19 protein-coding genes are annotated in these 20,960 nt (G+C 36.2%); 16 read left to right on the top strand and 3 right to left on the bottom strand.

The features are described 5' to 3' along the window. Window positions 1-255 precede the first annotated feature (255 nt). The 4 genes from I6U49_RS13380 to I6U49_RS13365 all read left to right on the top strand — a co-directional run bounded on the left by I6U49_RS13380 (window position 256) and on the right by I6U49_RS13365 (window position 2,534). Complete coding sequence (locus I6U49_RS13380) at window positions 256-630, top strand: hypothetical protein (protein ID WP_198629190.1); 375 nt, start codon at window positions 256-258, stop codon at window positions 628-630. A 184-nt stretch (window positions 631-814) separates the two neighbouring features. After that, window positions 815-1,432 (top strand): YqaA family protein, encoded by a 618-nt coding sequence (locus tag I6U49_RS13375; RefSeq protein WP_193709775.1) that lies wholly within the window; start codon window positions 815-817, stop codon window positions 1,430-1,432. Window positions 1,433-1,509: 77 nt separating this feature from the next. Continuing rightward, on the top strand, window positions 1,510-2,286 hold the full coding sequence (locus tag I6U49_RS13370) for a DUF1206 domain-containing protein (RefSeq protein ID WP_198629189.1): 777 nt from the start codon (window positions 1,510-1,512) through the stop codon (window positions 2,284-2,286). 89 nt (window positions 2,287-2,375) lie between these two features. Then, window positions 2,376-2,534, top strand: coding sequence for a YqaE/Pmp3 family membrane protein (locus tag I6U49_RS13365; RefSeq protein WP_193709774.1), 159 nt, complete (start codon window positions 2,376-2,378; stop codon window positions 2,532-2,534). 70 nt (window positions 2,535-2,604) lie between these two features. Here the strand turns inward: I6U49_RS13365 and galE are convergent, their stop codons facing one another. Further along, complete coding sequence (gene galE, locus I6U49_RS13360) at window positions 2,605-3,642, bottom strand: UDP-glucose 4-epimerase GalE (protein WP_198629188.1); 1,038 nt, start codon at window positions 3,640-3,642, stop codon at window positions 2,605-2,607. 154 nt (window positions 3,643-3,796) lie between these two features. On the opposite strand from galE, the gene I6U49_RS13355 reads away from it, so the two are divergent. From I6U49_RS13355 to I6U49_RS13330, 6 genes are all read left to right on the top strand, one after another. Continuing rightward, window positions 3,797-4,081, top strand: coding sequence for a DUF3817 domain-containing protein (locus tag I6U49_RS13355; RefSeq protein WP_198629187.1), 285 nt, complete (start codon window positions 3,797-3,799; stop codon window positions 4,079-4,081). A gap of 3 nt (window positions 4,082-4,084) precedes the next feature. Continuing rightward, window positions 4,085-5,395, top strand: a complete 1,311-nt coding sequence (locus tag I6U49_RS13350) for a mechanosensitive ion channel family protein (protein WP_198629186.1) — start codon at window positions 4,085-4,087, stop codon at window positions 5,393-5,395. A gap of 294 nt (window positions 5,396-5,689) precedes the next feature. Next, the gene (locus I6U49_RS13345; protein WP_198629185.1) at window positions 5,690-6,751 is read left to right on the top strand and encodes an endonuclease/exonuclease/phosphatase family protein; all 1,062 of its coding nucleotides are present in this window, start codon (window positions 5,690-5,692) and stop codon (window positions 6,749-6,751) included. A 345-nt stretch (window positions 6,752-7,096) separates the two neighbouring features. Beyond that, window positions 7,097-8,944: a flavohemoglobin expression-modulating QEGLA motif protein gene (locus I6U49_RS13340; protein WP_198629184.1), complete on the top strand. Its 1,848-nt coding sequence runs from the start codon at window positions 7,097-7,099 to the stop codon at window positions 8,942-8,944. After that, window positions 8,941-9,990 (top strand): glutathione synthetase, encoded by a 1,050-nt coding sequence (locus I6U49_RS13335; RefSeq protein WP_198629183.1) that lies wholly within the window; start codon window positions 8,941-8,943, stop codon window positions 9,988-9,990. The genes I6U49_RS13340 and I6U49_RS13335 overlap by 4 nt, the downstream gene beginning before the upstream one ends. A gap of 107 nt (window positions 9,991-10,097) precedes the next feature. After that, the gene (locus tag I6U49_RS13330; protein ID WP_198629182.1) at window positions 10,098-11,021 is read left to right on the top strand and encodes a M14 family metallopeptidase; all 924 of its coding nucleotides are present in this window, start codon (window positions 10,098-10,100) and stop codon (window positions 11,019-11,021) included. Between the two features lie 102 nt (window positions 11,022-11,123). Here I6U49_RS13330 and I6U49_RS13325 read toward each other — a convergent pair whose 3' ends face one another. Next, window positions 11,124-12,245: a lactonase family protein gene (locus I6U49_RS13325; RefSeq protein WP_198629181.1), complete on the bottom strand. Its 1,122-nt coding sequence runs from the start codon at window positions 12,243-12,245 to the stop codon at window positions 11,124-11,126. A 13-nt stretch (window positions 12,246-12,258) separates the two neighbouring features. Continuing rightward, the gene (corA, locus tag I6U49_RS13320; protein ID WP_198629180.1) at window positions 12,259-13,335 is read right to left on the bottom strand and encodes a magnesium/cobalt transporter CorA; all 1,077 of its coding nucleotides are present in this window, start codon (window positions 13,333-13,335) and stop codon (window positions 12,259-12,261) included. Window positions 13,336-13,612: 277 nt separating this feature from the next. On the opposite strand from corA, the gene nhaA reads away from it, so the two are divergent. The 6 genes from nhaA to I6U49_RS13290 all read left to right on the top strand — a co-directional run bounded on the left by nhaA (window position 13,613) and on the right by I6U49_RS13290 (window position 20,941). After that, a complete protein-coding gene (gene nhaA / locus I6U49_RS13315; RefSeq protein ID WP_198629179.1) occupies window positions 13,613-14,938 on the top strand; it encodes a Na+/H+ antiporter NhaA in 1,326 nt (441 codons plus the stop codon). Between the two features lie 72 nt (window positions 14,939-15,010). Continuing rightward, window positions 15,011-17,404 carry a heavy metal translocating P-type ATPase gene (locus I6U49_RS13310; protein ID WP_198629178.1) on the top strand — a complete coding sequence of 798 codons (2,394 nt, stop codon included), beginning with the start codon at window positions 15,011-15,013 and terminating at the stop codon, window positions 17,402-17,404. Window positions 17,405-17,473: 69 nt separating this feature from the next. Then, window positions 17,474-17,668 carry a cbb3-type cytochrome oxidase assembly protein CcoS gene (ccoS, locus tag I6U49_RS13305; RefSeq protein ID WP_193709428.1) on the top strand — a complete coding sequence of 65 codons (195 nt, stop codon included), beginning with the start codon at window positions 17,474-17,476 and terminating at the stop codon, window positions 17,666-17,668. Window positions 17,669-17,670: 2 nt separating this feature from the next. After that, window positions 17,671-19,872, top strand: coding sequence for a cytochrome-c oxidase, cbb3-type subunit I (ccoN, locus tag I6U49_RS13300; RefSeq protein WP_198629177.1), 2,202 nt, complete (start codon window positions 17,671-17,673; stop codon window positions 19,870-19,872). 2 nt (window positions 19,873-19,874) lie between these two features. Continuing rightward, window positions 19,875-20,057, top strand: coding sequence for a CcoQ/FixQ family Cbb3-type cytochrome c oxidase assembly chaperone (locus I6U49_RS13295; protein WP_193709426.1), 183 nt, complete (start codon window positions 19,875-19,877; stop codon window positions 20,055-20,057). Window positions 20,058-20,059: 2 nt separating this feature from the next. Then, complete coding sequence (locus I6U49_RS13290; RefSeq protein WP_198629176.1) at window positions 20,060-20,941, top strand: cbb3-type cytochrome c oxidase N-terminal domain-containing protein; 882 nt, start codon at window positions 20,060-20,062, stop codon at window positions 20,939-20,941. The last annotated feature ends 19 nt before the right edge of the window (window positions 20,942-20,960 follow it).

Raw genomic sequence — 20,960 nt, 5'->3', positions numbered from 1 at the left:
TAAATCTACTAAACAATGCTATTTTGCTGAAATCTTAAGGACTAAGATATTGTTAATATTAAACCAAGCTTTAAACTAACAACATATAAAAATCTGTTTATCAAAACCATAAGAACCATCTGTTTAAATTAGCAGTCATATAATTCCAAATATATTTATCTGAATTTCTACTTATTTTTTTCCAAAAATGTTTCATAAAACGACGAAAGCAGTACATTTGCAAAAAATAGTATAACCTGATTAACTTATTTTCTCTTGAACAATATAAAAGCCCAAAAATTACTAAACAAGATTCAGCGTGATTTAATGCGCAACGGAATAATCACCAACACGTTGATAAGCGACCTCAAAGACTTAAGACCCCTTGTAGTAGAAGAAGGGCAGCCTTTATTAGCAAAAGTAATTAGGTTAACCTTTGAACACGTAGAGGCTTACGATTCTTTTAATATTGCCATTCCTGATGATGAGGCGGTAGAAGAAGGAGAGGAAGCACCGGTACAGGAAGAAACAACCGGACAGGAAAGTCTGGATTATTTACTTTCTCTAATGGCCGACCCCTCAAATCGTGTAAATGAAATTGAGTTGCGTGAATACGTAAACGCATTCAATGAATATGCAGAAGAGAATTAGATCGTAACTTTTATGAATATTACGGCCTGATATTTGAAAGGTATCGGGCAAATCTTATTGAATACCTCAATAAGAAACCATCTCGGGTTTGTTCCGGGACATTAAGTAAGGTAATATAGTTTTTTGATACAATATCGAAGTTTTATAAACTTACTTAGTGAGTAAATTGCTAAAGGAGAATTTGATGAAGAAAGATGCGAAATCTAAAAAGAAGTCGCGCATACGCTTGTTACACCAGTATTATAGTTATACCGGTTTTTACAGTTTTGTTTGGAACAGCATAAAGAAAGCAATTTTACCAATCGTTTTATTTATAGCTGCACTTTGGGCTATAGATAGGTTTGTTCTTGATATTGAGGACATGTTGGTTACGGTAACCGAGACTTATTCCCCTTTGGGTATTATTAGTGTTTTCTTTGCTTCAGAATCCCTGCTTGGTTTAATTCCTCCTGAACTATTTATTGCATGGTCAGGTAAATCGGCCAGTCCTATTTTATATCTTTCATTATTAGCCCTTGTATCTTATTTAGGCGGTGTGATCTCCTATTTTATGGGAAGATGGATGACCAAAATCCCGGCTGTTCACGAAGCAATAGAAGTGAAAATGGCTCAACATATTAAAAATACCAGAAAATGGGGTGGCTTTTTAATTATTGTAGGAGCATTACTACCTATTCCCTTTGCCATGACAAGTATTGCAGCAGGTATTATAAAATTTCCATTCCCGAGTTATTTATTGTTTGGTTTACTTAGGTTTGTGCGTTTTTATTTGTATGCCCTGGTAATTTTTGAAATGGTGTAAACACTAAACTTTTCCCAAGAATACTGCTGTTAAATTCCAAAAAACTAATTTTAAGGAACTAACCTTAAAATTTTAATATGGATTCTAAACTAAAAAATGTAGCCCGTGTTGGCTATGTTGCTAAAGCTTCTGTGTATGGCATCACAGGAGTACTTACCTTTTTGGCTGCTTTTAATATGGGCGGGCAAAAGTCCAGTAAATTACAGATAATTGAATTTTTGGAAAAGCAGCCCTTTGGAAATGCTTTACTAATTCTACTTGGTCTTGGACTTTTATGTTATTCGGTATGGAGATTTATCCAATCTTTAAAAGATCCAGAAAATATTGGTGATGATAAAAAAGCGAAAGCGAAAAGACTGGCATATTTTATAAGTGCTATACTTTACCTTGGTTTATCTGTTTATGCATTTATGACTTTAATTAATGCTGCTTCTTCTGGTAGCGGCAATTCCAGTTCGGGACTTTCGGGTACTGCCGGTGTAATTGTATTTGCTGTAATTGGTATTGGGCTGGCTATTGCAGGTATCTTTCAATTTAAAAAAGCCAAAACAAAAGAATTTTTACAGGATTTTGGTTATGATTCTATTAGTGACGAAAAGAAAAGAAAAACCATTAAAAATACCGGCTATCTTGGGTTAATTGCCCGGGGCATCATATTTTTTATACTTGCCTATATTTTTGTTAAAGCTGCGCTGGCATCAAATACCTCTAATATGAAAGGTACTACTGATGCGTTTTCATTCTTACAGGAATCGCAATATGGCTCGTGGTTAATGGGCATAGTTGCTGCGGGCTTTGTATGCTACAGCATTTATGTATTTATGCTGGCCAGATATAGAAAATTTAAAGCCTGATGTTTTGTTAAACCCCTACCAAGAACTCGTTAAATCTAATTATTAGACTGGTATTTCTATGTAATTTCGATAGTAATAACCAAAAAAATATAATTATGTTAACCATTATTTTAAATATCCTATTACCACCACTATCTGTATTTCTTAAACATGGTTTAGGGGTCACATTTCTAATAAGTCTTTTACTAACTGCCCTGGGCTGGGTTCCGGGGGTAATTCACGCTTTTATTGTGAATGGTACACGGTAGGTATTTATAAATACAAAGAGAGGCTGTTTTAAATTTTGACAGCCTCTCTTTTATATATACATCAGTTAAATTAATTATTCTCCTCTATTTTCACCACTTCTTTTTGCCATTCCCAGGCACTTTTTAGAGCTTCATCTAAATGTTTTTCGGTTTTCCAACCCAATTCTTTATTAGCCTTTTGTGTATCAGCATAAGCTGCTACGATATCTCCTTCGCGCCTACCCACTATTTTGTAAGGTAATTTTTCTCCGGTAGAGCGCTCAAATGAATTAATAACTTCCAGCACCGAGCTTCCTTTCCCAGTTCCAAGATTAAAAACTTCAAAGTTGCTTTTTTCTTTATTTTGCTGAAGACGTTCTAAAGCCACAACATGCGCTTTGGCCAGGTCTATTACATGAATATAATCTCTTATACAAGTTCCATCGGGGGTTGGATAATCGTCACCAAATACCGAAAGTTCTTTTCTTTTTCCAATAGCAGTTTGCGTAATAAAAGGAATAAGGTTTTGTGGGGTACCAATTGGCAGTTCTCCAATTTCAGCCGATGGATGAGCCCCAATAGGGTTAAAATACCGAAGTGAAATCGCTTTAAAGTTTTTATTGATTTTAGCCGTATCGGTAATTATCTCCTCTCCTATTTGCTTGGTATTTCCGTAAGGAGATTCGGCCTTTTTAACCGGAGCATTTTCGGTAATTGGTAATTCATCGGCCTGTCCATAAACGGTACAGGAAGAACTAAAAATAAAATAGGCACTTTCTTTTTGTTGTAGTTCCTGGAGTAAATAAATTAAGCTCGAAAGGTTATTTTCGTAGTAAAGCAATGGATTTTCAACACTTTCTCCCACGGCTTTGGAAGCAGCAAAATGAATAACCCCTTCAATATCCGGGTACTTTTCAAAAAATTCTTTTACCTCATTTTTATTCCGAAGGTCAATATTTTCAAAAGCCGGTGTTTTTTGGGTTATTTTAGTGATTCCGGCAAGCACATCTATAGAAGAATTAGACAAATTATCTATAATCACCACTTCGTGACCTTTTTCCTGAAGTGCCACCACGGTATGTGAACCTATAAAACCAAGTCCGCCGGTTACCAATATTTTTGAGCTCATTTCTTTTGTTTTAATTAAAATGCAAATTAATAAAATTCAATTTGCTAATCCTTCTTATAGAATATAAATTCACCGCTAAATATTTCAAGGAAAAAGCCATTATAAATTACCAGATTCTCTATAAAAACTATCTTTGCAATCTAAATTTTAAACTATGTCTCTAGAAAAGCAAAAAAAGGTTTTTAAGTATGTAAGTATCCTGGAAGGACTTTCATTTTTATTGTTATTATTTATCGCCATGCCGCTAAAATATATTTGGGATATGCCAGCAATGGTACAACAAGTAGGAATGGCTCATGGGGTACTTTTTATTGCCTATGTTTTAGGTGCTGTTTGGTTATTTAAACCCCTAAACTGGAACTTTAAAGAACTATTTGTGATATTGGGTTGTTCCCTGGTTCCATTTGGTCCTTTTTATGTTGAAAAAAAATATCTCTAAACTATGGATCTAGAAGAAGGATTTAAGAATCTTATCTGTCTTTTTGAAAATTTCTTAATTAATCAGGGGGTAAATACTACGGTGGCTCTTTACCTTAACCTGCTATTAAATATCCTGATTCTTATTTTAATAATTTTTGGGGTTAATTACCTGATAAAGAATTTTGTGATAGAAGCTTTTAAAAGTTTCAGTAATAAAACCACAACCTCGTTTGACGATTTTCTTATAAAAACCAATTTTCCAAAATATATAGGGCAAATCCTTCCTATATTCATTGTATACATTACCGTACCTTTTATCTTGGTAGACTTCCCACTGGCCATTAAGTCGTTCTATTTTGTAGTAGACATCTATATAATACTTCTTATTGTTTGGATTATAAGAAGCATTTTAAGGGGGACAAAAGCCTATTTAAGAACTTTAGAATCTTTTCACGACAAACCTGTTGAAAGTTATATTCAGGTAGTGATGATTATTGTTTGGTTGTTTGCAGTGCTTTTTATTGTAGCTGAAATTACCGACAAAGATGTTATTAATTTTATTATCTCCCTTGGTGCTGCCTCAGCAATTTTGTTGTTGATTTTTAAAGATACTATCCTGGGCTTTGTAGCTTCTATTCAGGTTAGTGTAAACGATATTGTTAGAATTGGCGACTGGATAACTTTTAGTAAATATGGAGCCGATGGTACCGTAACCGAAATAACCCTCGCTACGGTTAGGGTTCAGAATTTTGACAATACATTTACCTCTATCCCTACCTATAGCCTCATTTCTGAATCTTTTCAGAACTGGCGTGGTATGCAGGAATCTCCGGGAAGAAGAATTAAGAGGGCGATTTTTATTAAGCAGAATTCGGTTAAATTTATTACCGCTGAAGACATTGAAAAGTATAAAAAAATCCAGTTAATTTCTACTTATCTTAAAGACAGACAGGATGAAATTAATGAATACAACGCTAGTCACCAAATTGATACCAGCTTACCATTAAACGGAAGAAACCAAACCAATTTGGGTATTTTTAGAAAATATATAGATACTTATTTAAACAATCATTCTGCGGTTCATAAAGAAATGTACATTATTGTACGGCACCTACAACCAACCGAACACGGTATTCCTGTAGAAATTCTATGCTTTAGCCGTGATAAACGCTGGGAAAACTTCGAGTATATCACTGCCGACATCTTTGATCATGTAATAGCCGCGGTATCATTTTTTGATCTTCAATTGTTTGAGGCTCCATCAGGTGATGATTTAAGAGATTATTTAAATAAGCAAATTGAAAGTGGATCTACCAACAAGGCGAAAAAATAGTTTAGCCCGCATCAATCTAAGTCTATTTAAATTTCAAATAGCGTATAAATTATTTTGTGGCAAATCAAACGCCTTAGATGGAAAGATTTTTATCCATCGGCAAGCTTTTAAGCATTAATTCTCAATTATTGGCTAAAAAGAAATCAAAATGCTTAATTTTATTTAACTTATCATATTTTTCATCAAAATATTAGTAAAATTCCAAAGGCAAAACAACGAGGCATTAGTTGGAAACAAATTTTTAATTTCGATGTAAGCCTCGGGTATACTCTTTGGCGATACCAATAAAGTAATATGACTTTAAAAGGATTTCTTCAGGTTTTTGGGATTATCGCAGTGGTAATGACCTTAGTTCCATTAATTGCAGCCGACTATTGGTGGATAAGAATCTTTGATTATTTACACATTCAATTAAGCCTGCTTACCCTTACCGCAATCGCTGCCTATTTTATTAGGTTTGAGGTTAAAAGAATTGAAGACTATATCTTTATGGGGGTGCTTATAGCCTGTTTTACTTTTCAGGTGGTGAAAATATATCCCTACTTTCCCCATAAAAACTACGAGGTTGGACAGGTTTCCTCAGAAAATACCAGTAATAAATTTAGCCTTTATTCGGCCAATGTGTTGCAGGAAAACGAAAATCCCGATTTGATAATTGCCGATATCAAAAAGCAAAATCCCGATATATTGCTTTTTACAGAAACGAATAGCCGATGGAAAAATGATCTTTCTAAAATCACTGCTTCTTACCCCTATAAAGTTGAAGCGCCATTGGATAATACTTATGGGATGTTACTTTATTCAAAATTAGCACTCAAAAATCCCCAACTGCGATATTTAGTAGATGATAGTATTCCTTCTATTCATAGCGTCCTGGAATTAAGATCGGGTAAAGAAATAATGTTTCACGCCATCCATCCTACCCCTCCCATGCCGCAGCATAACCCTTCTTCTACCGATAGGGATGCAGAGATGATGAAAGTAGCCCTCATGGCCAGAGACTCTAAATTACCGGTTGTAGTAGCCGGAGATTTTAACGATGTAGCCTGGTCTTCAACTACTGCCCTCTTTCAAAAGGTTGGCGGATTATTAAATACCAGGATTGGCCGAGGTTTTTATAACACTTTCGATGCTAACAGTTTTTGGATGCGCTGGTCTTTAGATCACGTTTTTGTAACCGAAGAATTTAGAGTATCCGATTTTAAACTGGGAAGCAAAATAGATTCAGATCATTTGCCGTTATATATAGAACTCAATCTAGAATCCGAAAAAGCCGCAGAACAAAAACCAAAACCTGCCACGAAAGAGGAAATTAAAAGCGCCCGTAATCAGGTTGAAAAATCAAAGGAAAAGTGAATATATTTTTCGCCTACTAACAAATTTCATCAGGCATTCTATCTCAAATAAGTGCTTTCGGCTAATTTTAAAGGCTTTTAAGTAATTTTCTATATATCTCTTAAATAAAACCCAAAGTAGGTTTACAAATTAATATTCACTGGTTTTCTTTCTAAATTTATTTCAAGTTTAACCACTTATATGTTCAATTTAGTGCTACATAAAAGTGGTTTTCTAGTAACATAGAACAAGTAAATTACCTCATGGCAAGCCAACGAGGCATTAAATGAAAAGATTTTTTGATTTCGGGCTAAACCTCGAAGCATAAATCTCGATTAACGAGTAAACTTTTAGAAGAAAACCAAAATGCTGAATATATCTGATTTATCGGAAAAATCGATTAAAAAAATTTTAACAATCCTGGAAGAAGATGGCAAACTAAGTGCTTCACTTCCAGGAGGAGGTTTAATACATATAGAAGACAATTTACCTTACCTGATAGTATACAGAAAAAGACAGAAGGATGAAGGTACCGAACGAATAGTTGTTAGTGAAGCTTCCTATCTTTTAATTGGAGATAAGTTTTTTGAGGCCTATCGAAAACTTATTTATGCTTTAGCAGATAAACTTTCAACAGATTTTAAATCTTATATGATTTTTGAAATCTATACGGGTGAGCCCAATGATTGTTTTACTATAAAGGCTCCGGCTGAAAAGCTCCCTACCTCTATAAAAGTTTTACAAAAAGAGCTTAATGATATCAATCAGGTTTTTAGTGGATTATACTTAAAAGCTGAAATAAAAGACACCCCAAATAGACAAAAAGAAGGCGATCAGGAAATTTTGAGTATTGAAGAGGCAAAAAAATCAGGTGCTGTAGTTGTAGGCCTTGAAATTCCACCTGTTTTCCGCGATAAAGACAACAAAATTTATCCTGTCTTTTTAAGGCAGTTTAAGGACTACCTTATAACCTGTATTCACAAAGCCATCTACGATTATGTGCGTGTACAAACTACCAGCGGTGTAGGCAGTTATCTTGCATTGGGAAGAAAACACTTAAAAGAAAAAGTTTTTGAGGTAGACAAAGCCCTGGCAAAAATAGAACGTTCTTACCAGTTTCTATGGCTTATTTCACCGGCTAATATTCAGGATATAAAAAACACGTTTTTTGAAAGCAAGTACGAAAAAGTTTTGGATTACCATTATAGGTTGCTTCCCATAGATCCCGATCTATTAAAAAGAGAACTCTATAATTTAAAAATTGAAGAAATAGACGATCCTGCTATGTCCCATATTTTTAGGGAAAAACGAGAAGAACTGGATCAGCAAATTACGATGTTAAGCGAACGAGGTACATCAAATTTTTTCTATAATAGCATTAGACTTTACAAAGGCTTAAGTCCGAAATTAAGCGAAGAAGCAGGAACAATTTTAAGAGAGCTTGATGAAACAGAAGAAGATGAAAATGCCGAGTTTATTGATGCCAAAGGCTTTAGTAGTTTGGCTCGTAGAGAATTCGATTATTTCGCCGAACAGGATGAAAACTTTAAAAGTAAAGTTCATATTCGCAAAGATGTGAACATTATGATGGTTAATAATGGTGAGCTTTATGTTCCGGCAGATTATAAAATGAATAAAACCGAAGCAATGGCCTTAATTCAGCACGAAGTTGGTACCCATGTGCTTACCCATTACAACGGAACCCGGCAGCCTTTGCAACTTTTAAGTAGTGGTCTTGCCGATTATGATCCGCTACAGGAAGGCCTGGCCGTAATGTCTGAGTATTTAGTAGATGGCTTAACGGCAAACAGACTTAGAACACTGGCCGGACGTGTAATAGCGGGCTCAGCTTTAATTGAGGGAGCAGAATTTCCACAGTTATTTAGACTATTAAAAATGGATTACGGATTCTCTGCATCCAGGGCTTTTAATATTACTTCCAGGATTATGCAGGGAGGCGGATTTCTAAAAGATATAATTTATTTAAAAGGTTTGGTACAACTTCGTGATTATTTACAAAATGGCGGAGAATATGAGCCTTTACTAGCAGGAAAATTTGGATTAGAACATACCAAAATTATTGAAGAACTAACCGAAAGAAAAGTATTAAAAACAAGCGCGTTGCGCCCCAGTTATTTATTAACCGAAAATATTACCAATAAATTAAACCTAATCAGGGAGGGACTTCCCCTTTCAAAAATGATAACCCAATGAAAATTTGCTTTGTATTAAACGATATTGAAACCGAAAGTTGCGGAACTTCCGTAATGTTAATGACTATGGCCCATTCCAGAGGTCACGAAGTGTATGCTATGGGAGTGGGAGATTTTAATTTTCACCACGATGCGCCTATAAGCATAAACAGCACGCAGGTACCCAAGAATACCAAAACCAAATCACCAAAAAAATTTCTGGAAGCTTTACAAAGCTCTAAAGCCAGAAAAAGAAAGATCACAGCAAAGACTTTAGATGTATTATTTATTAGAAATAATCCCACCGAAGAAGAATCTGGTCGAAAGTGGGCAGAACAAGCCGGGGTTGCCTTTGGAAGAATGATGCAACAGCAAGGGGTATTGGTACTAAACGATGCTTATGCTCTTTCTAATGCATTTATTGATAAGTTATACTTTGAAGAGCTTCCGGCAGAAATTAAACCCAACTCGCTTATTACCCGAAAAAAAGAGGATATCCTGGAGTTCTGGGAAAATAACAATAAAAAGATTGTTTTAAAACCACTGGAAGGCTCAGGTGGGCAAAATGTTTTTCTGGTAGATGAAAACGAAAAAAACATTAATCAGATAATTGAAACAATTAGCCAGAAGGGATATGTTATTGCCCAGGAATTTTTGCCGGCCGTCAAAGATGGTGATGTAAGAATAATTCTAATGAACGGTCGTGTAATGGTTAAGGACGGCAAACAGGCTATTATTAGGCGAGTAAGCGGGGAAGGTGAATTTAGAAGTAATTTTGCCCTGGGCGCCACTGCCGATAGCAGTGACCTTACTCCCGAGATGCAGCGAATTGTAGATCTTACTGCCCCAAAACTAATTCGCGACGGACTTTTCTTTGTGGGTCTTGATGTTGTAAAAGATAAATTGATTGAAATTAATGTGTTAAGTCCCGGTGGGATGGAACATTTTAAAGATATAGGATTACCAGAATTCTCAGATGTAGTAATTGAGGCGATAGAACGCAAAGTTGAGTACAAAAACCTTTATGGTCATCAATTTACCAACAGGGAAATTGCCTGTATGGAATAAGTCTCGGGGCAAGCCGAGAAGGCATTCGGTAAAAACAAATTTTTAATTTATAGGCAAGCCTAGGGGGTAATTTATCCTTTGGCGGTGCCAATAAAAAACCACGTGTTATGAGCAACAAACCAAATAAAAATATTCCCAGGATAATTGGAGAATATAGCAGTAATAAAGAAGGACCTTTACTTTTTGTTACCGCGGGAATCCACGGCAATGAACCCAGTGGTGTAAAGGCTCTTGAAGAAGTTTTTAAACAATTAAAAAAGACAAATCCCACAATTCAAGGAACCCTGGTTGGAGTTTCTGGAAACCATAAAGCATTAAATCAAAACAAACGTTATATAGATGAGGATTTAAACAGGGTTTGGACCGAAGAAAACATCAAACAAAAAAAGAAGCATACCCATGAACAAAAAGAAATGTGGGAAATCATTGAGATTTTAAATCAATACCCGGAAAAGGAGTATACAAAACGATATTTTCTGGATTGCCATACTACCTCATCGGCAAGTTTGCCCTATGTTTCTGTACAGGAAGTGAACGATAATGACGCCTGGGCACATAATTTCCCAACTTTTATAGTACGTGGGTTTAGTGATATTATAACCGGGGATATAGATCATTATCTAAGCCGAATAGGGATGACGGGCTTTGTTTTTGAAGCCGGGCAGCACGAAGATAAAACTTCGGTTGAAAATCACGAAGGGGTTATTTGGCTTGCTTTAAAAGAAGCCTGTAAGCTGGATTTATCCAAAATTGAAACCTATCCCGAATGTGTAGATCGTTTTGCTAAAAAGAATGCCCCGGAACAAAAAACTTTTGAGCTGATACATAGGCACGGTTTAAAAGATTCTGATTCTTTTAAAATGCAACCGGGCTATGAAAATTTTCAAAAAATTGAAAAAGGAGAAGTGTTGGCGATACAAAACGGCGAAGAAGTTAAAAGTAAATGGGATGCCAGGATTTTTATGCCGCTGTACCAGGCACAGGGCAATGATGGCTTTTTTGTAATAGAAGAAGTGGATGTAAGTAATTGAATCCAGCAATTTTAACTTTAAATCATTCTGAATTCATTTCAGAATATATTTTTAGATTAAAAGACCTCACAGTTTAAAATTAGTGAGGTCTTTTTATAAAAATTAATCTTCAGCAAACTCTACGCAAACGGGAGACATAACCTCAACAGGCAGCAAGTGTTCTTCCAGTTCGCCGGTTTCCATATTCACCTTAAAACTGCTAATAGTTGAAGTGTCCTGGTTGGCAGCATACAGGAATTTTCCATCTGGGGAAATCCCAAAATTTCTTGGCGTATCCCCTCTGGTTGGGTAATGGCCAATTACGCTTATTTTTCCTGAATTTGGGTTAATTTTAAAAGCCGCAATGCTATTATGGCCGCGATTAGAAGCATAGACATATTTTCCGGAAGGATGTACGTGAATATCTGCGCCCGAATTATTTCCGTTGAAGGTTTCAGGCAAACTTGAAATATTCTGTATTAATTCAAGTTTACCCTCTTTTTGTATTTTAAAAACACTAATGCTAGAATTTATCTCATTCAGCGAAAAGGCAAAATTATTGTCTTTAGAAATATCGAAATGTCTTGGTCCCGAACCTTCTTCTAACTCAACAAATGATTGCTCTTTAGGACTTAGTTTCCCCTCCTTTTCATTAAAGTTATAAATCCATATTCTATCGTTCCCAAGATCTGATATATAAGCTGTTTTATTGTCGGAAGAAATTGAAACCGAATGTGCATGAGATTCTTTTGGATTCTCTAACTCCAGCTTTTGCTGTTTTAAAAGATTTCCGTTTTCATCTCTTTTATAAAGCATCACAACACCTCCTAAATAATTCGATACAAAAACATACTCTCCGGTTTTGTCTATCTCAATATGGCAGGGCGCAAAAGCTTCGGTAGAAATTTTTCCTATTTCTTCCAGGCTGTTGTCTTCCTTTCTTTTATACGAATAAATAAATACCGAATCTATATTCCCGCTTCCCAATTCACTTACGGCATACAGGTTTTCACCATCTTTTGAGACTTTTACAAAACTAGGATTCGTAATTTCGGCAACTGTTTTTTGGGGTTGTAAACTTCCGTTTTCAGGGTCTTGCATTGCCAAATATATTCCTTTGGCCTTTCCATCTACATGCCCCTCCTTTTTGGTATAAGTACCAATGTAAACCGGATTTTCTGTTTTTTGCGCCGTACAACTTAACGTAAAGGACAAAGCAAGGCCAATTAAAGTAATTTTTTTCATATTATTATTTGAGTTATAACCATTTTTTTCGCTTGAAATAAAAAATCATTAAGAGGAAAATCACAATCATCACCCCCCAAAGCACATAGTAACTGTACTCCCATTGCAACTCTGGCATGTGTTGAAAGTTCATCCCGTAAATTCCTGCAATAAAAGTAAGGGGAATAAAAATAGAGGCCATAATGGTTAAAACTTTCATCACCTCGTTCATCTTATTGCTAAGGGTGGTCATATACATATCCATAAGTCCCCAGGCCATTTCCCTGTAGAGATCTATGTTTTCTGAAACCTGTAGTATATGATCGTGTAGATCGTCTATATAGTTTCTAGTGCGGCTTTTTATAAGCTCATTTTCCATTTTTTGAAGCCTAAATATAACTTCTTTTAGGGGAAAAACCGCTCGCCTAACTCTTAAAATAGATCGTTTAAGATCCTGAATTTCAGCAGTGATATCATCGCCCGGTTTACTTTCAAATAATTGTTCTTCAAGGCTTTCAACTTTCTCGCTCAACTCATCTACTACCAGGAAATAATGGTCTACTATAGCATCTAAAAGCGCAAACACAAGATAATCAGAGCCATTACTTCTAATACGCCCGTACGATTTTTCAAGCCTTCCCCTAACCCCATCAAATACATCTCCACCAGCTTCCTGGAATGTTAACACATAGTTACTACCTAAAACAAAACTTATATGCTCATGTACTAATTTTCCATCCTGGTGATATAGCATTTTTGCAACTATAAATAAATAATCTTCATATTCATCTATCTTTGGTCGTTGTGTGGTATTTACTATATCTTCAATAATTAATGGATGCAGTTCGTAATACTTACCAAGCTTTTCAATTTCTTCGGTATTGCTTAGTCCATCTATATTAAACCAGGTAATACGGTCTTCTGCCTCAAATTTAAAAGCATCTTCGGTAGTGGAAGATGTAAGTTTCTCGAAATTATTTTTATTGTAATCTATTACTTCCAGCTTGGTTTCACCAGACTCTTTTCTTCCTACATAAGTAACTGTTCCGGGAGGTTGGTTAACCGACTTCATTTTAGGCCTGCGTAAACTTTGGGTTAGCTTTTTTACCATATTTAAACTTTATAGCCCTAAAGGTAATAAATTACCCTATGGCAAGCCAACAGGCAATAAACGGAAATATTTTTTTATTTCGAGCTAAGCTCCAATCAATTAAACCTGGATGACCGGGTAATGTTTTGTTGTTAGCAGTTTCAAAAAACAAATTAGAATTCATGATCTTTATACTTTATGAATAACCCAAAAACTGAGTTTTATCATATCTACATCCCTAAAATGGTAATAGCTTTATTATCAAGTATTCTACATCTATTTTTAGCAACTGTTTACTATGAAAAAATCACCTCTGGACATTTATCTTATACTCCCAATTAAGAATTTTATTGAGAAAAAAACATCGGTAGGTTTATTGCTTATTTTTTCGGCCTTACTAGCCATGATAGTAGCTAATTCCCCTTTTGCTGATGCCTACCATAGCTTATGGAAACAATACATTCATCTGGGAATAAACGATTTTGTGATAAGAAAAAATTTACTGCACTGGATTAACGACGGACTTATGTCTATCTTTTTCTTTGTGGTTGGACTTGAACTTAAACGGGAAATTCTACAAGGTGAGCTTTCAAGCATAAAAAAATCTATGCTGCCTATAGGAGCCGCGATTGGAGGCATGATTTTTCCTGCACTTATCTTTTATTACTTTAATACGGGCCTTGATTCTGTATCGGGTTGGGGAATTCCTATGGCTACAGATATTGCTTTTGCACTGGGAATACTTTATCTTTTGGGAGACAGGGTTCCTTTACCTCTAAAAGTGTTTTTAACCGCTATTGCCATCGTAGACGACCTGGGGGCTGTTCTGGTAATTGCATTTTTTTATACCTCAGATATCTCCTTGCAAAGTCTGGGAATTGCAGGGGTTTTTCTCTTAATTCTTGCCGCAGCCAATTTAATTGGCATTAGAAATACCCTTTTTTATGCAGTTATGGGAATTGGAGGTTTGTGGCTGGCAATTTTACTTTCAGGAGTACATGCCACTATAGCTGCCGTTCTGGCCGCCTTCGCAATTCCTAACACCAAAAAAATTAATACCCCACTATTCCTTAGAAAAGCTAAACTTCTAGGCTACGAAATTCAGCAGGAATTCAGGAATAGAAAAAAAGATCCTAAAGAAGCTGAAGAACATATTACTTATACTATTGAAAAATTCTCTTCATTAACCGAAGATGCCACTCCCCCTCTACAACGGCTGGAGCATGCTCTACACCCATTAGTAAGCTTCGTAATTCTTCCAATATTTGCCTTTGCCAATGCAGGAGTTAGCCTTGGGGAAACCTCTTTTGATGCTGTTTTAAGTCCTGTATTGATTGGCGTTGTTAGCGGACTTATTTTAGGAAAATTAACCGGGATAATTTTATTCTCAAAACTTATGGTTTGGCTTAAAATTGCAGCACTGCCCCAAAAGGTAAGATGGAAGCATGTATATGGTATTGCCTGTTTAGCGGCCATTGGCTTCACTATGTCCTTATTTATTACCGACCTTGCTTTTGAAAACGAAAGTTACATGTCTCAGGCAAAAATTGGAATCTTATTGGCCTCTTTACTTGCCGGAATAATTGGTTATTTTTACTTACGAAAAGTTAGCAATAGCAATTAGTTAGGTAAACCTGATTCCGGTCATATTAAATGGTCGAAATTTCACGAAATTTGCAATTAAAATTCGGTTTGTATGAAAAACTGTTTTCACTGTGGTGAAGCATGTAAAAATGAGCACCTTGTTTTTCAGGAAAAAGATTTCTGTTGCCATGGTTGTAAAACTGTTTATGAAATCTTAAACGAAAGCGATCTTACTTATTATTATGATCTTCAGGAAAAACCAGGGATCTCTCCGGTGACTTCAGAAGGTAAATTCGATTTTCTTGACAATAAGGAAATAGCTGAAAAGTTATTAGAATTTAATGAAGGCAATACACAAATTGTAAATTTCCTGGTACCCTCTATGCACTGTAGCTCGTGTATTTGGGTCTTAGAAAATCTTGGAAAACTAAACAACGGGGTTAAATCGGCTCAAGTAGATTTTCCAAAAAAAACTGTACGTATAAGTTTCTCTCCCGAAAAGATAAACCTCAAGGAACTGGTTTATCTTCTTAGTAAAATTGGTTATGAACCTTATATTTCCCTAAAAGATTACGATGAAAGAGATCATAAAGTAGATAGAAGTCTAATCTACAAACTTGGAGTTGCCGGTTTTGCTTTTGGGAATGTGATGTTTCTTTCTTTTCCCGAATATTTTGAAGTAAAAGAGTTTTGGCTTGAGCAATTTAAACATTTATTTCGCTGGCTAATGTTTGCTTTTTCCCTACCAGTGGTTTTTTATTCGGGCTCAGGTTATTTTGTTTCGGCCTATAAAGGATTAAGAGCTAAAATACTAAACATAGACGTACCTATTGCCCTTGGAATTGCCGTTCTTTTTATACGAAGTACTACAGAAATCCTTTTAGACCTGGGAACCGGTTTTTTTGATAGCCTTACGGGCTTGGTCTTCTTCTTACTTTTAGGAAAGTTTTTTCAGCAAAAAACTTATTCATACCTATCTTTTGAAAGGGATTATAAATCTTATTTTCCCATGGCCGTTACGCGCTTAACAAAAAACAACTCCAATGAAAGCCTAGAAGAGCAAATACAGGTTTATAAAATAAAAGCCGGTGATCGTATTTTAATAAGAAATGGCGAATTAATACCAATAGATGCGGTTTTAATAAAGGGCCAGGCAAATATAGACTACAGTTTTGTAACAGGAGAGGCCGAAGTTGTTAGAAAAGAATCTGGAGAAACACTCTATGCCGGTGGTAGACAACAGGGAGGCGTTCTGGAAATTGAAGCCATAAAAGCCATAGACCAAAGTTACCTTACAAAACTTTGGAGTAATGAAGTATTTGATAAAGATAAAAACAGCGAATTTCAAACACTCATCAATCAAATAAGTAAGCGCTTCACCACCGGGGTTTTAAGTATTGCCTTTACAGCTACTTTGTTTTGGTTAATCTACGATCCGTCAAAAGCTTTAAATGTGTTCACGGCGGTATTAATTATTGCCTGCCCTTGTGCTATAGCTCTTGCTACCCCATTTACGCTGGGAAATTTGCTTCGTATCTTCGGAAGGAATAAATTTTACTTAAAGGAAGCGAGTGTTATTGAACAAATAGCCAAAATAGATTGTGTAGTTTTTGATAAAACGGGAACAATTACCTCAAACAATAAAACAGAGATTTTCTATGAGGGCTTAAAATTAAACACCGAGGAACAAAGCTTATTAAGTAGCAGTTTAAGAGCTTCCAGCCATCCTTTAAGCAGACAATTATATCAAATTCTGGATAAAAATAATATACAGGGTTTGGATGAATTTCAGGAATATACAGGGCAAGGAATTAGTGCCGAAACTAACGGCAACAGGATAAAGATTGGCTCTGAAACTTTTGTAAGGGATTTTTCCACAGAAACCAAAGAACTTAATAAAACAAGCGTTCATATTAGTAGCAACGAAGAATATAAAGGTTGTTATGTTTTTAAAAACTCTTATCGAGAAGGCCTCGCCCAACTCTTTAAAGAACTGGGCGAAAGCAAAAAGTTGTTTATTCTTTCGGGAGATAATGATGGTGAAAAGGAAAGGCTTGAAAAAATGTTGCCTTTAACGACCAGATTCTACTTTAACCAAAAACCGGACGATAAACTTGCTTTTATTAAAAAACTTCAGGAAGAAGGCAAATTGGTTATGATGATAGGCGACGGACTTAACGACGCCGGCGCACTGGCACAAAGTAATGTTGGGATTGCTATTTCAGAAAATATTAACGTTTTCTCTCCGGCTTGTGATGGTATTTTAGAAGCTTCAAACCTTCCACAATTAAGCAAGTATTTTCAACTTTCGGCAAAAGGAATAAAAATCATAAAATGGAGCTTTGTATTAAGTTTATGTTATAATGCAATAGGCCTTGCTTTTGCTGTAACCGGCAATTTAATGCCGGTTATTGCTGCTATATTAATGCCTTTAAGCTCAATTAGTATAGTAGCTTTTGCAACATTAGCAACCAACCTGGCCGGAAAAAAATTAAAACGGTATTAGGCTAAACCTGATTTAAATCATATTTTAGATTTTAACACATTTTTAAGTTTGCTAAATAATTGAATTAACATGAATATCATTTACCTCTTACTGGCTTTAAGTGTATTGGTAGCCCTCATCTTCTTTGTCGCTTTTATTTTTTCAGTAAAAAAAGGACAATATGACGATGTCTACACACCCTCAGTAAGAATGTTATTTGACGATGAATTAGTAAAACCAAAATCAAGTAAATCCAGTTCCACCAAAAACAAGAAATCTAATTAACTATGGAAGTAGAACAGTTTCATTACGATAATAAAATCGTAAAAAAGTTTACTATGGCTACCCTTTTTTGGGGTATAGTGGGTATGAGTGTAGGGCTTTTGCTCGCATTTATGTTTTTATTCCCTAACATAACCGATGGTATTCCATGGTTAAGTTTTGGTCGTTTAAGGCCATTGCATACCAATGCGGTGATTTTTGCCTTTGTTGGAAACGCAATTTTTGCTGGGGTATACTATTCTACCCAACGTTTGCTTAAAGCCAGAATGTATAGCGATTTTTTAAGTAATTTCAACTTCTGGGGATGGCAGGCCATAATTGTAGCAGCGGCCATTACCTTACCTATGGGCTTCACCAGTTCTAAAGAGTATGCTGAATTAGAATGGCCAATAGATATTGCAATTGCTTTGGTTTGGGTTGCTTTTGGAGCTAACCTTATTGGAACCATGATTAAAAGAAGACAACGTCACTTATATGTGGCCATTTGGTTTTACCTTGCTACATTCGTAACCGTTGCTGTATTACACATTGTAAACAATATTGAAATACCTGTTACTGCATTAAAAAGTTATTCTTTTTATTCTGGGGTTCAGGATGCTTTAGTACAGTGGTGGTATGGACACAATGCGGTGGCATTCTTCCTTACAACGCCTTTCCTGGGCTTAATGTATTATTTTGTGCCAAAAGCAGCTAACAGGCCGGTATACTCCTATAGGCTTTCTATTATACACTTTTGGTCGCTTATATTTATCTATATCTGGGCAGGCCCACACCATTTATTGTATTCAACTTTACCAGACTGGGCTCAAAACCTTGGGGTAGCTTTTTCTGTAATGCTATTGTTCCCATCCTGGGGTGGTATGATAAACGGACTTTTAACCCTGCGTGGTGCATGGGATAAAGTGCGAACAAACCCCGTACTTAAATTTTTCGTAGTAGCGATTACCGGCTACGGGATGGCAACTTTTGAAGGGCCTATGCTTTCTCTTAAAAACGTAAACGCCATTGCACACTTTAGTGACTGGATTATTGCACACGTTCACGTGGGAGCACTTGCCTGGAATGGTTTCCTAACTTTTGGTATGGTTTACTGGCTTGTACCAAGGTTGTTTAAAACAAAACTATACTCTACCAAATTGGCAAATGCCCATTTCTGGATAGGAACACTAGGTATTATTATTTATGCATTGCCAATGTACGTAGCAGGCTTCGTGCAGGCTTCTATGTGGAAGCAATTTAATCCAGACGGAACCCTTACCTACGGAAACTTTTTAGAAACAGTAACCTCAATTATTCCAATGTACTGGATGCGTGCCATTGGAGGTACATTATATATTGTGGGAGCTTTTATTTTACTTTATAACATAGTAAAAACCGTTAGACAGGGAAGTGAAGTTGAAGATGAATTAGCAGAAGCTGCACCACTACAAAAAGTAACTCGTAAGAGAACCGCAGGAGAAGCTTACCACTCTTGGTTAGAAAGAAAACCTGTAAAACTTACCATATTTGCCACTATCGCAATTTTAATTGGTGGTATAGTACAAATTGTGCCTTCATTAATGGTAGATGAATATGTACCGGTAATCTCGAGCGTAAAACCCTATACCCCACTAGAACTCGAAGGTAGAGATATTTACATACGAGAAGGTTGTGTGTCCTGCCACTCGCAAATGATTAGACCATTTAGAAGTGAAGTTGAACGTTATGGCGAATACTCAAAAGCCGGAGAGTATGTGTATGATTACCCTTTCTTATGGGGTAGTAAACGTACAGGGCCAGACCTTATGAGGGTTGGTGGTAAATATTCTGATAACTGGCACCTAAACCACATGTACGATCCGCAAAGTACCTCAGCAGGTTCTATTATGCCGGCTTATAAATGGCTAATCACAGACGAGCTGGACAAAGGCGACACCGAATCGAAAATGGAAGCCCTACGTACCCTTGGTGTACCCTATACCCAGGAGGAAATTGACAATGCACAACAATGGATGACTGAGCAGGGAACTCAAATAGAGAAAAACCTTTATGCAGATCCGGATTTTGTTGAAACCTATGAAGCCGAAAAAGAATTCGCCGCTAAAAATGGGAAAGAATTCGTAGAAATGCGAAATCGAGAAATTGTAGCGCTTATCGCCTATCTGCAGAGACTGGGCACAGATATTAAAGCTAAAGATGTAGAAGTTTCAAATACCAAAAACAATTAAGCATGTTTAAATTTGTAAAAGGCCATATGGAAAGCATAGACGGGGTTATGATATATCCGCTTATCTCTTTGCTTATATTCTTCATCTTCTTTGTAGTGCTTTTCCTATGGGTAATTACCGCAAAAAAGAAAGATATTGAAGAGGTAAGCCAATTACCACTAGACACTAACCAGGAAATTAAATAACTATGAAAAATAACTCATATTTAAGAATAGCTGGATTCTTAATCCTTGCCTTGGTTTTAATAGAATTAACCATAGAGGCAGAAACCGACTGGGCATTTCAACAATATCCGGTTATTTGGGGCATTCTTGCCATTGTACTGGTAATTGCTATCGCTATAGAAGTTTCAGTTACGGCTTTGGAGAATATGGTTTTCCGTAGTTTAAAGCCAGATGCACAGGAACGCTATAAAAATCTTAAAGCTGAAGATTCAGAAAAGCAATTTTCGGGTATAAAGAGATTATATAAAAAGATGCTGAACCAGAAACCTATGGAAAAAGAAGATGAAATTCTTCTGGATCATAATTATGATGGTATCAAAGAACTGGACAACGATCTTCCCTCCTGGTGGCTATATGGCTTTTATGTGAGTATCATTTTCGCATTTGTTTATATGGGATATTACCACATTTTTGATGGAGAAACTCAGGCAGAAGAATACCTTGCCGAGGTAGCCCAGGCAAAAGAGGAAATTGAAGCTTACAAAAAAGCGAATCCAGATCTTATAGATGCTTCTTCGGTAGAACTCTTAACCGAGGCTTCTGATCTTGAAGCAGGAGAACAGATATTTATGACCAGCTGTATGGCCTGCCATAAAGCCGATGGTGGTGGTAGTATTGGCCCAAACCTTACCGATAAACACTGGATATTGGGAGGTGGTATTAGCAATGTTTTTCAAACAGTATCTGAAGGAGGCCGTGACGGGAAAGGAATGGTAGCCTGGAAATCTGAATTGAGTGCCCAGGAAATTGCCCAGGTTTCCAGTTATGTTATAAGCCTGGAAGGAACCAACCCTCCCGATGCAAAAGCACCAGAGGGTGAAATTTGGGAGCCTGAAACAGAATAAGTAAAATAGTTATACACGT

This window comes from Salegentibacter maritimus (assembly GCF_016236915.1).
Classification (GTDB): Bacteria; Bacteroidota; Bacteroidia; order Flavobacteriales; family Flavobacteriaceae; genus Salegentibacter; species Salegentibacter maritimus.
The sequence above is the reverse complement of the archived record's forward strand: the minus strand, read 5'-3'. Positions and strand labels throughout refer to the sequence as shown.